Source organism: Anaerobacillus sp. ABR4_321, from assembly GCF_056158505.1.
Genome location: NZ_JBSWTK010000001.1, coordinates 3,977,549 through 3,993,081 on the forward strand (window position 1 = coordinate 3,977,549; position 15,533 = coordinate 3,993,081).

Consider the following 15,533-nt stretch of genomic DNA (forward strand, 5'->3'; position numbering starts at 1 on the left):
TGATTTTTTCATATTTCTTTATGAAAAATGAGTAAAATAATAAAACACGACCCCGTTATCCGGAGTCGTGTTTTCGGTATGTTATGGCATGAGATACGCTGCATAGAAACGGGTCATCGCTACTGCAAAGTCACCTTTCGTAACCTCCTTCGTTGGTGCAAAGGAAGCCGTTACAGTTGGCTCTAAATCATATGGACCCTGAGTCACATCAAAATATGCGTTAAGGATGTTTAGATCGAGCGCTAGCTGAACATAGCCTTTTAATTCAGTCGGTACTTCTGAAGCGTCTTCAAGCTGAATTCGCTCACCGTTATACTGAACCGTTATCTGCTCGTTCGTTGATGCCGCTTCTTTTTCTAGACCAAGGCTTTGTACGAGAGAATAAGCAAGCTCTGCTCTTGAAACCGTGCCTTTAGGATTAAAAATTCCATCCGTTCCAAGCATGATACCTGCGTCATCTTGATTTATGTCTTTCAGTGCCGCACCTGTCGCAGTCACAGCTTCTACATAAGCAAGGTCTGTTGAATTCACATCGCTGAAATTATCTCCTGAAGAAGGCAGTGATTGCACAACACCAGCGCCCATCGTTAAGAATTTCGCAAGGTCGATTCTCTTAAGCTTACTGTCTGGTTTGTAGTTCCCTCTTTTATCAGTGTCTAATAGTCTTTCAGACACACCCGCTTTGATCGCTGATTCTGCAGGGTGTCCACTAACATCATTCAACCCTTTGAATCCATTCGCTTTCTTAAAGGTTAATTCCCCATCGATCGATTCCGGAAGAGCTAATCCATTTAATCCTTGCAGTTCAACTATCCATGTTCCAGCTTCAGGTGCTGTTACTTGAACAGTGCGATTTGTGTAGAGCGTGAATAAAGCTGAAATTCCTGAGCTATACTCCGTTCCGTCTGGAGACGTGAGCACAAGATTGATCGTATTTCCTGTTTCACCGAGTAATCCCTTTGCATTTGCAAGAGCCACAACTTCTGTTGTTCCTTCTTCAACTTCGAACTCATACGTATTGTCATTTGCTGCACTGTAATCGATTGTGAAAGGCTCTCGTTTCACTTCCATATCTACTGATGCGTTAAACGTATTCGTAGCATTTAGTGTTTGGCCATATTCTTTCGATTGATGAAACGCCTTATCTACCGCTGCATAAGCGTTAGCGTAGCCTGCGCCAACTTCCCAAGCTTCATATCCTGGCATGTTCGTTGCTGTATCTTGAACGATTTGTTTTACTTCAAGTGGAGATAGTTCTGGGTTCGCATCCAATATAAGGGCTACAATCCCTGCCATATGTGGTGCAGCCATCGATGTCCCGCTCATCGTCGTATAATACGGGAGGTATGCTGGCTCAATCATTTCTGCATCTTTATCGGCTGAAAGCCCAGTCGTTGGTGAAATCACACGAGTCGAGATGATGTCTTTTCCTGGGGTCGTGATCGTTGGCTCATCCACCCATTCGAACGTCTCGCCATCTACTGTAACTGTACCGCCTTTCCCTTTCACGCCTCTTGATGAAAAGTCAGCCAAATTACCTTGCTTATCCCCAGCTGCGACCGTGATCACCCATGGTGCTTTTTTGTAATTACCAGTGATCGTTGACTCAGCGGGCCCAGAGTTACCAGCAGAAAAGACTGTTACGATACCGCGATCATATAGCTTTTTCGTTGCAATGTTGATTGGATCTTCAGGATCAAAATCTGTTCCTGAATCACTCGTCGCTCCCCATGAATTTGTAATCACTCGTATGTTGTATTGTGCTTGATGGGTTAACGCGTAGTCAAAACCACCGATCGTATCTAGAATTGCTAAACCAGCTCCAGAGCCATACCCGATCAAGTTCGCCCCAGGTGCCACTCCTTCATGCTTACCTGCTGATTTTGCTCCGTTTCCTCCTACGATACCTGCTACGTGAGTCCCATGCCCAGAATTATTATCCGTGTTTGGTACATCTTCAACGTATGTAACGGGAGCTAGTTCATTTAGAGAATGTAAATTCGTTGAAGCTAGTACATTTTGTACAAGATGATCACCGAACTTAATATCACTATGCGTACCATCCACGCCACTATCGTTTACGACGACGCCAATGTTCTTACCTGATACAGGCAACCCGCCATTCGCTTGCCTCATCGCATCGTCGACTCGGACACGATCGACTCCTGTAAGTGCAGTTGAATCAGCATTCTCATATTCTAGTTGTTCATTAAAATAGATCGAACGCACTTCAGGTTGTTTCGCTAGTTCAGTAATTTGATCGGCAGTGGCGATTACCCCTGCAATCGGTAAGCTTTTAAACGATAACCGTTTTGCAATCCCCAATTGGGTAAGTACATCTAACTGTGATGAAGTGGGTCCCCCGTCGCCGTGAAAGGTGACGATTACTTCCAATCCTGTTAGCTGCTTCTTCATCATCTCTTGAAGCGTTGAGCCGATTGTTGCGTTAGAATCCGTTCCTGTCGCAGACGTTTGTAGCGTCGTGCCAAAAAGCGTAGAAACTACTAATAGGATCGCTAGTAATAGTGACTTTATTTTCATTTTGTTTCCTCCCATTCAGAATATTCTCTTTCTTTTATTATCCTGAATGGGGGACGATTTAGCTATTCCACTTAAGATGTAATTTCCGACCTATAAGGACTATATCCCCATAGTACCAATGGCGTAGTCAAAAAAAGCCTGGTTCTCCTTAAGAAAACCTGGCTTTCATGACCGTTATTATGGTAGTGGCACGAGTTGATTTTGCACCGCATGGATAATCGCCTGAGAACGACTTTTCACATTGAGCTTCTTATAGATTTTACTAACATGGATTTTGACGGTTTTATCACTGATAAAAAGCTTTTCACCTATTTCTTTATTGCTCATTCCACTGACGAGACAAATCAATACTTCTTTCTCACGCTCGGTTAGCTCCGTTTGACTTTTAGATTCTTGCTTTTGATTATAGTACCCTAGTAGTTTTTTTGTTAAAGAAGGATCGATGATTGATTCGCCTTTTGCAACCGTTCGTATTGCTTCTACTACTTGTTCAGAAGGTAGATCCTTAAGCAAATACCCATCCGCTCCTTCTCGAATGGCTGCCATAAAGTACTCGTCATGACTATGCATCGTTAAGACGAGTACTTTAACATCCGGGTAATCCTTTTTTAAGATGGCAGTCAGTTCGATGCCATTTTTGTCTGGGATGTTGATATCCATAAGCACAACATCAGGATTGCACGCCGAGAGTTGAATCATTACTTCGTTTCCGTTCACCGCTTCACCGACTACGTTAATATCATCTTCCATTTCGAGAATGTTTTTCATACCATCCCTTAATACAGCGTGATCATCCACTAACAACACGTTGATCATGTTCCATTCCCCCCTCAAGACCTAGCTTCGGTATCGTTAATGTAATTTCCGTTCCTTCATTCTCTTTACTATCGATTTGTAACGAAGCTTCGATCTTCTCTGCTTGTTCATTCATGCTGAGTATACCGAAATGTGGATCCTTCTTTGCTTTGACCATCGCATCTAGAAGAGAAAAGCCTACACCGTTGTCTGTCATCTTCAATAATACATGTTCTTTTTGATAGCTAAGAAGGATCGTTACTTTTGTAGCAGCGGCATGTTTGATCGTATTCTGTACACTTTCCTGAAACGTATCGAACATAACCTTTTCCACCATAGGGCTAAGTGAGATCGGTTTCCCTCTCTCTTCAAACGTAATATCGAGCTTGAAATCTCTCTTAATCACGTCGATCCTTTTAATAATCGCCTGCTTCAAACCGACTCTCTCTGTCTCGTAAGGTCTTAAGGCATAGATCGATTCTCGGATATCCCTTAAGCTAAATCGCAATTTATCAAGGCTATCGAGAATGATTGAATGTGCTTCAGCTGGCTTTTGATAAAATTTTCGGTGAGCTGTCTCAAGCTTCATCACGGCTCCTGCGAGCGACTGTGCTACACCATCATGGATATCTCGTGCAATCCGGTTTCGTTCTTCGAGCACAGTCCGCTTTTCTTGTTCAAAAATCAGCATCCTCGTTTTAATGACTACAGCAAGCTGGTTCGCAAGCGTCGCAACAGATTGGATGTCTTCTTGCCTGAAACTTTTCGTTCTGCTCCGTGCTACAGCAAACATCCCGAGGGAATTTCCTTCTAGAATGATCGGAGCAAAAACGAACGAATTCAATCCGCTATTAAAACAGGACGGTAGCAACCCTGATTCTTGTTTTTTATTTTGATAGACGACAAGATCTTCAATCGATTCAAATTCGGCTACTTCCTGAGCAGTTAAAGGATGATCATGTTGAACCTGTCCATTTTGAAATCGAACGATCCACTCTCCTTCTTCCTTTACCCAAAGAACACTTGCATCGACTTCAATAAATTCATTCAAACTCGTTTTAATAGAATGAACCCAATCCTTTGTTGGCAGCCATTTATTTAATTCCGTAGAGATTGCGAAAAGCGCAGTCATCCGATTTCGCTCAGCTTGAAGTCTTACGATGATCGAGCTTAGTAATGCTAATCCAACTAGCGGAGAGAAAAAGAAGAAGTAAGAAAACACATCGATCACACCTCGGTTTTGATTCCCGATGTAAAACATGATCGCAATATAAACAATCGAAATCACAGCACTGATGGATTCAGATGTGAATTTTTTTCGCCATAGCTGCACGGTATACGGCTGAGGACGGATAAGCAAGACAAGATCAACAAGAACGTTATTGATGAAGTAGAAGAACAATGTTAACGCTAAAATATAGCTAAAAGAATAAGGCTCAAACTGAAATTGTTCCAATGCGACCTGAGCAAGAAAAACTGCTCCGATTAAGCTGATGATCAATTGTGAAGGGTTAAAAAATATGATACGTAGCGGCCTTCGTTGAATAATGTTGACGACGATAATACTTAAAGCGTATGTAACGACCGCAAGTGGAAGACCTTCAAGAAGAAAGAGGGTATAGAGGAGTGGAAAACTAAGGGACGTGAACCCCTTCCATATCGCAATTGGAAAATACTCTGTAACAACTATGAAACTAGCAAGTAGGAAAAACACCCACCAATTACTTGGCGGTGACAGTTGAAACACCATCCAACCAAACGCTGCTAATCCAACAACTGATACAAAGTACATAAACCACTTTGCGTATTTTTCTTTTTTCTGAAGATGAGACGTCTGACCCATACCATTCTCCCCACTCTTTAATCTGAATTTTCTATCATATTATGATTTTACACGATTCTCACGACTTAATAAAGAAAACCTTGCTTTACTTCATAAAAGAATAGGAACATAAAATAAACCCGGAACTGGTCAAATGGAGAGACACCACTAACCAATCCCGGGCCAACCCGTATAGAACGGGTTTGTTAATTTCCATTATGTCAGAATGAGGCAAACCAACCTATTCGACAAAGGATATAAATCTGTTAGTACTTAAGTAGTACGGAAGACTTTGTTTGCAGGATTTTTCTTTCACCGCGGATTCCTTTACAATAAGGGTATTACAGTTCGCAAGGAAAGAGGATTATTATGAGCCATCCTACACACTACATCGAGACATCTAAATATAAATGCAGGCATGTGTACGCACTAGATCCTACAACGATTCCTGTTCTAACAAACTCTCTTTCTTCAGAACAACTTAAAGAAAGACAACTAGAGTACGGACAGTCACTGTCAACGATACGAGAATTCATGCAGAAGCTGATCAGTTTCTTATCGGGGACGCCGACTTATATCGTAACGACAGATGCAGAGGGGCACGTGCTGGATTCATATGGAGATGATAGCATTCAAAGGATGGTCACTACCCTCGGAATAAGGAACGGAATTCGATTTCATGAGGAAGAAGCAGGAACCAACTCTATCATTCTCGCACTTAAGTATGGAGAACCCATCCAGTTGATCGGTGATGATCATTACCATGATTGTTTCCGGAACGTTGCTTGTTTTTCTGTTCCTTTTACAATAAAAAAGGGTGAAACGGCTGGAACGGTCTCGTTGATGACGAGTAAAGACCATGCGTCCGAATTTCACTTAGGGCTTCTCTCATCAGCCGTTGATTCGATCGAAAGAGAAATCAACACACAGAAACAAAACCAAGAACTTCATATAAATAACCAGGTGCTGATGGATACTACTCCACTTGGTATCGTGATTACGAACAAAGACGGCGTCATCAGCAGCTTTAATAAAAGCGCAGAGATGATCACTGGACGAGAGAAAGCATCGGCAGTAGGGGAATTGATTACGATCTTACCAGATATTTCGCCATGCTTCTTGCATGTGCTTAAAGAGCAGGAACCAGTTGAGAATGTCGAAATCACTTTTTCAGAACATCATAAAACCGTATTGTTCGATATCCTCCCTCTCTTTAATGAGGGCATCTTGATCGGTGCCTTCGGACAGTTCAAAGACGTCACTTCTTATATCGAACTTCAAAACCAAGTCGTACAATCTGAGAAGCTTTCAGCGATTGGGAAGCTGAGTGCGGGATTCGCTCATGAGATTCGAAACCCTCTGACCTCTATCATCGGACTTACAAAGATCCTTGATGTTGATGTACGACAAGCGAAACATATGGAAATCATTAAATCTGAGCTAGAACGAATCGATGATCTCGTGAATGAGTTTGTTCTATATGGAAAGCCAGGTGGAAGTCAGAAGAAAAATTGTGACCTTGTCACGATTATCAGTGACACCGTTAAGCTAATGAGGTGCACTGCTAAGAAACAAAAAGTAAACCTCTACTTTAAGGATCCAGGTGACCATGTTCCTTTATATATCGATCAATCACAGTTCAAACAAGTATTGATCAATCTCATCAATAACTCCATCGACGCGATGTCTGAAGGCGGAGATATTGAGATCGGTCTCACATTCCATGACTCGGAAGTTGTGATTACGATCAATGATGAAGGAAGTGGCATGTCTCAAGAAGAGATCGAAAACTTCGGTATTCCATTTTATAGTACAAAAGATAAAGGCCTAGGGATCGGTCTTTCGATTTGTTCTGATATCGTAAAATCTCACAACGGGACCATTTCCGTCGGTTCTTCTGATGAGACCGGCACTTCCATTCACATTTCAATCCCATACGATGCAAAAAGAAGACCCAACATCAGTTGAGTCTTCTTTCTCTTTATAGAGCTTTTACTAGTCCGCCATCGACAACGAACGATTGCCCCGTTACATACGTGTTGGCCCCAGATCCAAGAAAGACGAGCATCTTAGCAAATTCATCAGGCTCCCCATAACGCTTGATCGGAATCGACTGTTCTGTTTGTGCTTTTAATTCTTCTACCGCTACTCCTAGTTTGTCAGCACGTATGCCATCAAGCTGCTCCACTCGTTCAGTCGCAATTCTCCCAGGACCGACAGTGTTTACAAGGATGTTATCCTCTGCATATTCCTGTGATAAGCTTTTCGCTAACCCTACGATTCCTGCTCGAAACGTGTTTGAAAGAATCAAGTTATCCAATGACTGTTTGATAGAAGAAGACGCGATGTTCACGATTCGCCCTCCTCCTGCCTTTTGCATTTGTGGGATTGCTGCTCGAGATGTTCTTACGAAACTCAATAGATTCAATTCGAATGCACTCTGCCAGTCCTCATCCGAAAACTGCTCGAACCCACCAGCTGGAGGACCTCCAGCATTGTTGATCAAGACATCGATCGAACCGTTTTTCTCAACAGCAACGTTCATGAGGTCTGTGATGTCTTCTGCTTTTTTCACATCACACATGTGATAAGAAACATTTTCATTATGAGTCACTGCAATAATGTCTTCACATGCTTTTTGTAGTTCTTCGCTGTTCCGACTCGATATGATGACACGAGCACCTTCTCTCGCAAAAGCTAGTGCAGTTGCTTTTCCAAGTCCCTTACTAGCAGCCGTAACGACAACCGATTTTCCCTTTAATCCTAAATCCATCGAATCAGTCCTTTCTTAAGCCGATATCGTTTCTTCATTCGCTTTGTTTCTACTAATATTCGTGACCATGACTAAAATAAAGACGATCGCTCCAACCGCATCCGTAATCAGACCAGGGTAGATCAAGAGGATGGCTCCGATTCCTGTAATGAGTCTCATCCAGCCAGAAAGTGATGTGAGGAAATACCCTTCTGCTGTAACTGATAATAAAAACACACCGATCAGTGATGTGATTGCGATCAACAAGATGTTCATCACAGTTGCATCGACCATCAACATTTCATGAGAGAAAACAAACATAAACGGAACGATAAATCCTGCGATCGCTAGCTTCATCGCTTGGAAACCAGTCCTGTTCGGATCTCCTCCACTTATACCAGCCCCTGCAAATGCTGCGAGTGCAACAGGAGGGGTGATGTTCGCAAAGATTCCGAAGTAAAATACAAACATATGCGCAACAAAAATTGCTGTTTCTGGTGATCCTGCCAACTCTCTGAAGAGCGGTAGCTGCAATAAGATCGGTGCGGCCATCGTACTTGTGATGATATATGTTGGAATACTAGGTAGACCCATACCTAGTATGATCGATGTCACCATAGCAAGAAGAAGCGTAATAACAAGCTGGATCAATGGACTATTGACCATCGAACCAATACTTACGATACTATTTGCGATTTCAAGCGCAACTCCTGTAAGGGATGCGATCCCAACGACGATTCCAACAGCTCCACACGCAATCGCGACAGGAACGGTCGTTTTCGCACCTTCTTCTAACGCCTGAACACTATCTACGATGCCAATCTCTTCAGCTTGCAAATTCAGCATTCGTCTCCACACATTGATGACGAATGGAACCGCAATAATCAACAACAGCTCCCACCAGTCGCCTCGTAAATTCGGGCTAGCACTTCCTGAAAGAAGCGATGTAATCTGTGGTTGGAAGATCAAGAATAATCCTAGTAACGAAATGACCGGAAGCATCCGCTTTGATGCGGAAATCACGACTGTCGCAATGATCGCCCAAAACGCTGCAAAGAACGGTGTTTTTCCTGAGAAAAGCAAGTAAAGCAAGATGAGCATTGGAATGATCAGATGCCCACGTTCTGCGAGCACTTCCTTAACAGTAGGTAATTCTGTCTTCGGCAACCCTTTTAAGCCGCGTTTTGCTGCGCGGAAATGAACTTGAAGCAGTATTCCGATATAGAAAAGAAGCGCGGGGATGATCCCTGCAAGAATGATCTTTGTATAAGGCACATTCAAGTTTTCCGCCATGATGAATGCTGCCGCTCCCATGATCGGAGGTAAGATTTGCCCACCAACACTCGCTGCAGACTCAACAGCTCCAGCAAAGTTCCGGTGATAGCCGATCTTTTTCATCAATGGAATGGTGAAGGCACCTGTCGTTACGACGTTCGCGATCGCTGAACCATTGATCGAACCTAAGAAGCCACTCGCAATAACAGCGACTTTTGCTGGGCCACCCTTTGTGTGACCTGCTACAGCTAGTGCAAGATCATTGAAAAGCTGTCCCATCCCAGATCGGCTCAAAAATGCGCCAAAAAGAATAAAGAGAATGATGTAGCTCGCTGATACGCCGATTGCAGTCCCAAGTATTCCTTCTGTTATAAATACAATCTGAGAGATGATTTGCTTCGATACACTGAAGACGACCTGCTCAGTCAACTGTGGATAGATCGATAGCTTTACATAAAACCCGTACACAAGAAACGCGGCACCTAGTAAAGTAAGTCCCCATCCGGTCACCCTTCTCGTAATATCGAATAAAAGAACGATAATCACAATCCCTACGATGAAATCAGTCGTGTTGATCTGTCCTCCGGATTGAATGATTCTTTCCGCCGTAAACAACATGTACACACCAGCAGCCATCGCAAGTCCAAACAATATGTAATCGTAGATCGGCGTACCTTTTCCGGCCTTTTTCTTAAGAAATGGATACATGAGGAACCCGAGTGCCATCAACGTATATAAATGAATGCTTCGCTGTTGAATATCAACGAGCGACCCTGCATAAGCGGTATAGAGATGAAACAATGCTAAACCAGCTGCTAACACGGTAATCACGACTTTTAGAATTCCGTTATCAGTCGACCGGACGTTGCTCTCGCGGTCGTATTCTTCTACATTTTTCTTATTCACGATCATGCACCTCACCTAACATGTAAGTTTTACTAGCAAAGCTCTTAGTAGATTAAGTTTTTTAACAGTTATGTGAAAGGAACTGTTTGCCTTAAGCTTCTCGCTTTGTCCAGCTACTGTTAATCGGTGTTTCGTCTCGTCACCGGTTCGAATAAACAGGCTATCATCGACCGACTGATCGAGTCCTGTCATGTACACCCAGCCATCTTGGATATACGTCTTTTTACCAGCATGACTGGGTACACCAGCTCCGAACGTTTTAAACCGAGTATGAGTCACTATAAGTTCTGATCCTTCGACTTTAAAAAATTCCTCCCATTCTTCCTTCTCGACAGAATGCTCCCACCTCACAGAAAAGGTATCTGCAGTGAGAAACACATCGATCACCTCGTTCTCTTCCTCAACTAACAACACATCTTTTTGAATAGCGAGTAACAAAACGAGAGCTAAAAGGAAGAACAACGTTAGAAAAAGGGGAGCATCTTGACGATGCCCCCGTTTCGTTCTATTCAAGTATTCCTTGTTCCTCATAGAATGCTTTTGCACCTGGATGGAGCGGTGCGATGAGACCTTTCGCGATTTCATCTCGGTCGAGCTGCTTTAGCGCTCCTACAGCGACTTCATCGGTACCAAGGTAGTCATAGTAACGTTTTGTTAGATCTTTCACTGTCTCTTCATCGAGGTCTTTTGAAACGACGATCATATTTTGAATTCCAACAGTGACAACTTCATTATCAAGGTTATATTTTGCTTCGTCACCTGCCGGAATCGTGTAGTCTTTGTAGAACGGATATTTTTCTTTCAGCGCTTCTGCAGTTTCACCTTTGATCTCAACGAACGTGATATCGTTTTGCTGCATAAGATCCGTGATATTACTGTTAGGAACGCCAGAAGTAAAGAATGCTGCATCTAAATTTCCATTCTTCATTTCTTGAACGCTATCCGCATATCCTGTATGCGTTACTTTCGACATATCGTCATACGTTAAGTTCACTGCTTCAAGAACTTTCTTTGCACTTTGTTCAACGCCTGAACCGACCTTACCAACACCAACTTTTTTCCCTTTCAAATCTTCGACAGATTCGATACCGCTATCTTCTGTCGCTACGATTTGTACGACGTTCTGGTACATGCCTGCTAGTGCTTGTACATCTACTTTATTGCCTTCAAACTGCCCTTTTCCTTCAACAGCGTCATATGCTACATCACTCATTACGATCGCCATCTGGTTCAATCCATCCTGGATGTTCTGAATGTTTGCTACTGAAGCTCCAGTCGATTCCACGGTAATGTTTCCGATCGAATCACTTTGTTCAAAAATTGGCTTGAGCGCTCCACCAATTGGATAATATGTACCTGACGTGCCTCCCGTACCAAATACGAGAGATTGAGATGAGCCAGAACTTTCACCATTATCCCCACCTGCTGAATTACTGCCACCGCCACAAGCAGAAATAATCATCGCGAGTGCAAGTAACACAATCCCTAAAACTTTTGTTTTCAACATGTACCCCTCCGCTTCTTATATTCTTCATTTATGGTAACGTTTACATTATTAATTTTGAATATTTAGAACATATTGGACATTTTGGTCTTTTTGGTCATAAAAAAATAACCAAAGTGAAAATCCCTTTGGCTATCTTATTTAGATAGGCTTACCAACGTATACCGGTTAAGAGGTCTCCCTACACCTCCGTACTGGATTTCGATTTTTACTTGTCCTGACTTCTGCAAGAAATCGAGATAGCGCCTAGCGGTAACTCTAGCGATTCCGACGCCATCAGCAGTTTCTTCAGCCGTAAGTGCGTCTTCTTGCTTTTCCAAATAACGTAATATTTGGCGAAGCGTTTGTTCATTCAATCCCTTTGGAAGTTGTTCACCTCTCGATTTGGACATCGGTTTCCCGTTCGATTTAATCAGGTCCAATTCGTATTGGGAAATTGAACCACTCCCACTTAACTGCTCTTGATACATTTTAAAATCCTGGAGCGCTTGCCGAAACCTTTCAAATTTGAAAGGCTTGATCAAATAGTCTCGCGCACCATTATGAAGCATGGTTCGAATCGTATCGCGGTCGTTCGCTGCTGTGATGGCGATCACGTCGACAAGGCTTCCTTCGTTTCTTAGCTTATTCAACATATCGAGTCCATTTTGCTCAGGCATGTAGACATCGAGCAGGATGAGATCCGGTTTCAAGTCCTTAACAAGTTTCAGGCCTTCCTCACCCGTGCTTGCAACTCCTATGATTGTGAAACCTTCGATCTTTTTAATAAATTGCTTATTCACCTCTTGCACCATCGGATCGTCTTCTATTAATAAAACGCTAATCGTCATCATGCTCACTCCCCTCAGTGCTCATTGGAATAACAATTTCGATACTCGTTCCTTCATCCTCATAAGAAACGAGCTTCATTGTCCCATTTGTCCTCTCAATTGTTCGATTAATAAGGTATAGGCCAAGTCCATTTCCGTCTTTTCCTTTCGTCGAGAACCCTTTTTCCAAAACCCTTGCTTGTATATCGTCTTTCATGCCACACCCATTATCTTCTACTGATAGATAAAGACCATCATCATCACCGATGATACTAAGATGGATCAGTTTATCCTCCCGACTCACTTCATGAAAAGAATAAAAGGCATTTTCGATCAAGTTACCTAAAATCAGGACAAGATCATGACTATCTAATAAAATGGGATTCTTCTTATACACACTATCACGGTCGATTGTGACGTTGATACCGAGCTCTTTCCCTCTTCTAACTTTACTAAGAATCAACCCTGAAATACGAAAGTCATTGATTCTCTTGCTTAGAAAGTTTGAAAGATCTTCATCTTGCTGTGACACATCAAAAACATAGTCGAGTGCTTTTTCCTTTTCATCAAGCTGAATCAAACCTGCAATCGTATGGAGACGGTTCAGGGACTCGTGATTTTGCACTCGCAATGCCTCAACGAAATTCTTAACACCCGTTAACTCTTCTGCCATCGCCGCCACTTCCGTTCGATCTTGAAAAACGGCTACGCCACCAACTTCAATACCCTCTACAATGATCGGTACCTTACTGATCAACAATACTTTCTGACCAACCGTCGTCTCTTCATTTTCAAAGCGATCCTTGCTTTTTAAGATCGAAAGGAGCTTCCCCTTTATAACTTCCTCCACTGGCAGGTCAGTCACTTCCTCAGCGATGTCTAAAATCCTCTTTGCTTTATCATTGAAGATCATAATCTTTCCATTTAAATCGATCGCGATGACGCCTTCGTTCATCGCCTCAAATGTTGCCGTCCGCTCAACGAGAAGCCTCGATATCTCATGTGGCTCAAGCTGAAAGGTTTCTTGCTTAATTCTTCTTGCCAAAAGCCAAGAACCGACACTTCCAAACCCAAGTACGAGTAAGGCGATAAGTGCAAGTTCAGATTTTATACTAGAAAGGACCGTTACGAGATTCGGCATGATGTTACCGACAATCACAACACCGATCTGTTCATGTTCGGCATTCATGATCGGTACGAACGATCGTATGGAAACGCCGAGTTCACCTTTTGCTTTTGAAACATAACTGTGTTCAGCAAACGCCGCACCTTCATCTTTTCCAGAAGATACGGTTCCAAGCTTTTCTTCAACTGGATGGGAATATCGGATACGGTTCAAATTAAGCACCACGATATAGTCTGAGCCATTGATCGTCCTGACTCTATTCACGATCGGGTTGAGTGTTTCCCATCCTTCACTTTGTACGAGAGATTGCTGCACTTCTGGGAGATTCGCAACCGTACGTCCTGTGATCAGACCTCTTTCTCCCAGTCTCTCTTCTGTCTGGTCGTACAACTTTCCAGCTGCAATCACTCCTGCAATAATGATCGAAAAGAAAACGACGCCAAACGAAAAGATCATGATTTTCCACTTTATCGATATAACCCTTCTCATAACTGAACGTCCTTCCAAAGTCTCTAGCTCAAATGCTAGTAACACCTCGTTTCATTCTCGCTATCTATGATAAACTATTGGAAACGCTTGCGAAACAGGGGATACTATGAAGACAGTTGCAATCATCACAACATTTGTTTTGGCTGGCATACTTACTGCGTTTTACCTTGGATTTAGTCCGGGTGAAACGACAAGAATACTAGAGTACGATGATGAACAAGAAGGTTTAGAAGAACAGTTGGTTATTCGATTTAGCCATGTAGCTGCCGAGAACACGCCAAAAGGGATGGCAGCACGTGATTTTGCCAACCGCATTCAAGCCAAAACAAATCATGAGATAAAAGTTGAAATCTACTCAAATGGAGAACTCTATCAAGATCAAAATGAGTGGGAAGCTGTTACGAATGGGAATGTAGAAATGATCGCCCCAGCCACTTCTAAACTCTCAACTCGTTTTCCAAACTGGCAAGTGCTCGACTTACCCTACGCTTTTCAAGGGTATGATGCTGTCCAAGATGCCTACGAAGGTAAGATTGGGCAAGCACTACTTGACGACCTAAAGGGAACGAATGTGAAAGGACTAGGCTTCTGGTATAACGGCTTCAAACAGTTTACAAACAACAAGCACCCGATTCGTTTACCGAGTGATATGGGTCAGCTTCATTTCAGAGTGATGCCTGGACCTGTTATCAAATCTCAGTTTGAAGCATTGAACGCAAGTACGAGTGAACTTTCTTTTAATAAAACATACCGAAACCTCGAAGTCGGCTTCGTAGATGGTCAGGAAAATACCATTTCAAACATCTATTCTAAGAAATTTTATAAGAAACAAGCATACATGACACTAAGTAACCATGCTTATCTCGGTTATGCTGTCGTCATCCATGAAGACTTCTGGGAAAAGCTATCGAAAAGTCAGCAGGAATCTTTTGAAGAAGCTATGGAAGAAACGACTGACTGGGTCAGAAGACATTCGATCGAAATCAATGACGCGCATATTCGAGAAATCAAGCGCTCTTCAGATATAGAACTCGATGTATTGACGACAGAGGAAGTAAAAAGGTGGCGGGACGTATTTAAACCCGTTTATAACGAGGCTGAACAGGAAATCTCGATCAACATAATAGAAGAGCTCGAGCGCATTCAAAGCAACTATTCACACAGTAAGGAGGGAACTTAATGAATACGATTTTCGTCGCAGGTCATTCGAAGCTTCCGGGGGGAATGGCCGCTAACAATATATCAGATACGTTAACGCTCACACTCGAAGTAGATAAACATTACGGGGTGATCGTGGATGCTTCCTGTACGCTGATGACCGAGCACAGCAAACAATTTGTAAGGCAGCTGTTAAAAGGTTTCAGTTTAAAAGATGGCATCGAAGAACCATTAACTCAGTTGAGAGAAGGGTACCTTGGCAAAGCGGGAAATGCCCTTTCAGCAGCATTGAAGGATGCACATAAACAGTATGAAATGTATCCTGAAGCGTTAAATAAATGATGGATGATACGGCA

Annotated in this window: 12 protein-coding genes; 3 read left to right on the top strand and 9 right to left on the bottom strand. The window is 42.7% G+C overall.

Going from position 1 to position 15,533, the window contains the following annotated elements; genetic code table 11:
• Positions 1 to 81 precede the first annotated feature (81 nt).
• The 3 genes from ACXADT_RS20905 to ACXADT_RS20915 all read right to left on the bottom strand — a co-directional run bounded on the left by ACXADT_RS20905 (position 82) and on the right by ACXADT_RS20915 (position 5,179).
• A complete protein-coding gene (locus tag ACXADT_RS20905) occupies positions 82 to 2,541 on the bottom strand; it encodes a S8 family serine peptidase (RefSeq protein WP_474832720.1) in 2,460 nt (819 codons plus the stop codon).
• A 177-nt stretch (positions 2,542 to 2,718) separates the two neighbouring features.
• Positions 2,719 to 3,357 carry a response regulator gene (locus ACXADT_RS20910; RefSeq protein WP_474832722.1) on the bottom strand — a complete coding sequence of 213 codons (639 nt, stop codon included), beginning with the start codon at positions 3,355 to 3,357 and terminating at the stop codon, positions 2,719 to 2,721.
• Entirely contained in the window at positions 3,332 to 5,179 is a 1,848-nt protein-coding gene (locus ACXADT_RS20915) for a histidine kinase (protein ID WP_474832723.1), read from the bottom strand. Before ACXADT_RS20915 ends, ACXADT_RS20910 begins: the two co-directional genes overlap by 26 nt.
• 348 nt (positions 5,180 to 5,527) lie before the next feature.
• Between ACXADT_RS20915 and ACXADT_RS20920 the strand changes: the two genes are divergently transcribed.
• Positions 5,528 to 7,126, top strand: a complete 1,599-nt coding sequence (locus tag ACXADT_RS20920) for an ATP-binding protein (RefSeq protein WP_474832724.1) — start codon at positions 5,528 to 5,530, stop codon at positions 7,124 to 7,126.
• Between the two features lie 13 nt (positions 7,127 to 7,139).
• On the opposite strand, the gene ACXADT_RS20925 is transcribed toward ACXADT_RS20920, so the two are convergent.
• The 6 genes from ACXADT_RS20925 to ACXADT_RS20950 form a co-directional block, all read right to left on the bottom strand.
• The gene (locus ACXADT_RS20925; RefSeq protein WP_474832726.1) at positions 7,140 to 7,931 is read right to left on the bottom strand and encodes an SDR family oxidoreductase; all 792 of its coding nucleotides are present in this window, start codon (positions 7,929 to 7,931) and stop codon (positions 7,140 to 7,142) included.
• Positions 7,932 to 7,946: 15 nt separating this feature from the next.
• Positions 7,947 to 10,091: a TRAP transporter permease gene (locus tag ACXADT_RS20930; protein WP_474832727.1), complete on the bottom strand. Its 2,145-nt coding sequence runs from the start codon at positions 10,089 to 10,091 to the stop codon at positions 7,947 to 7,949.
• A 15-nt stretch (positions 10,092 to 10,106) separates the two neighbouring features.
• Positions 10,107 to 10,604 (bottom strand): DUF1850 domain-containing protein, encoded by a 498-nt coding sequence (locus tag ACXADT_RS20935; RefSeq protein ID WP_474832729.1) that lies wholly within the window; start codon positions 10,602 to 10,604, stop codon positions 10,107 to 10,109.
• A complete protein-coding gene (locus tag ACXADT_RS20940; protein WP_474813852.1) occupies positions 10,597 to 11,598 on the bottom strand; it encodes a TAXI family TRAP transporter solute-binding subunit in 1,002 nt (333 codons plus the stop codon). The genes ACXADT_RS20935 and ACXADT_RS20940 overlap by 8 nt, the downstream gene beginning before the upstream one ends.
• Positions 11,599 to 11,732: 134 nt before the next feature.
• Positions 11,733 to 12,425 carry a response regulator gene (locus ACXADT_RS20945; protein WP_474832731.1) on the bottom strand — a complete coding sequence of 231 codons (693 nt, stop codon included), beginning with the start codon at positions 12,423 to 12,425 and terminating at the stop codon, positions 11,733 to 11,735.
• Positions 12,415 to 14,019 carry an ATP-binding protein gene (locus ACXADT_RS20950; RefSeq protein WP_474832732.1) on the bottom strand — a complete coding sequence of 535 codons (1,605 nt, stop codon included), beginning with the start codon at positions 14,017 to 14,019 and terminating at the stop codon, positions 12,415 to 12,417. Before ACXADT_RS20950 ends, ACXADT_RS20945 begins: the two co-directional genes overlap by 11 nt.
• A gap of 106 nt (positions 14,020 to 14,125) precedes the next feature.
• Between ACXADT_RS20950 and ACXADT_RS20955 the strand changes: the two genes are divergently transcribed.
• On the top strand, positions 14,126 to 15,199 hold the full coding sequence (locus tag ACXADT_RS20955; protein ID WP_474832734.1) for a DctP family TRAP transporter solute-binding subunit: 1,074 nt from the start codon (positions 14,126 to 14,128) through the stop codon (positions 15,197 to 15,199).
• Positions 15,199 to 15,519, top strand: coding sequence for a DUF3870 domain-containing protein (locus ACXADT_RS20960; protein ID WP_270180736.1), 321 nt, complete (start codon positions 15,199 to 15,201; stop codon positions 15,517 to 15,519). The genes ACXADT_RS20955 and ACXADT_RS20960 overlap by 1 nt, the downstream gene beginning before the upstream one ends.
• The last annotated feature ends 14 nt before the right edge of the window (positions 15,520 to 15,533 follow it).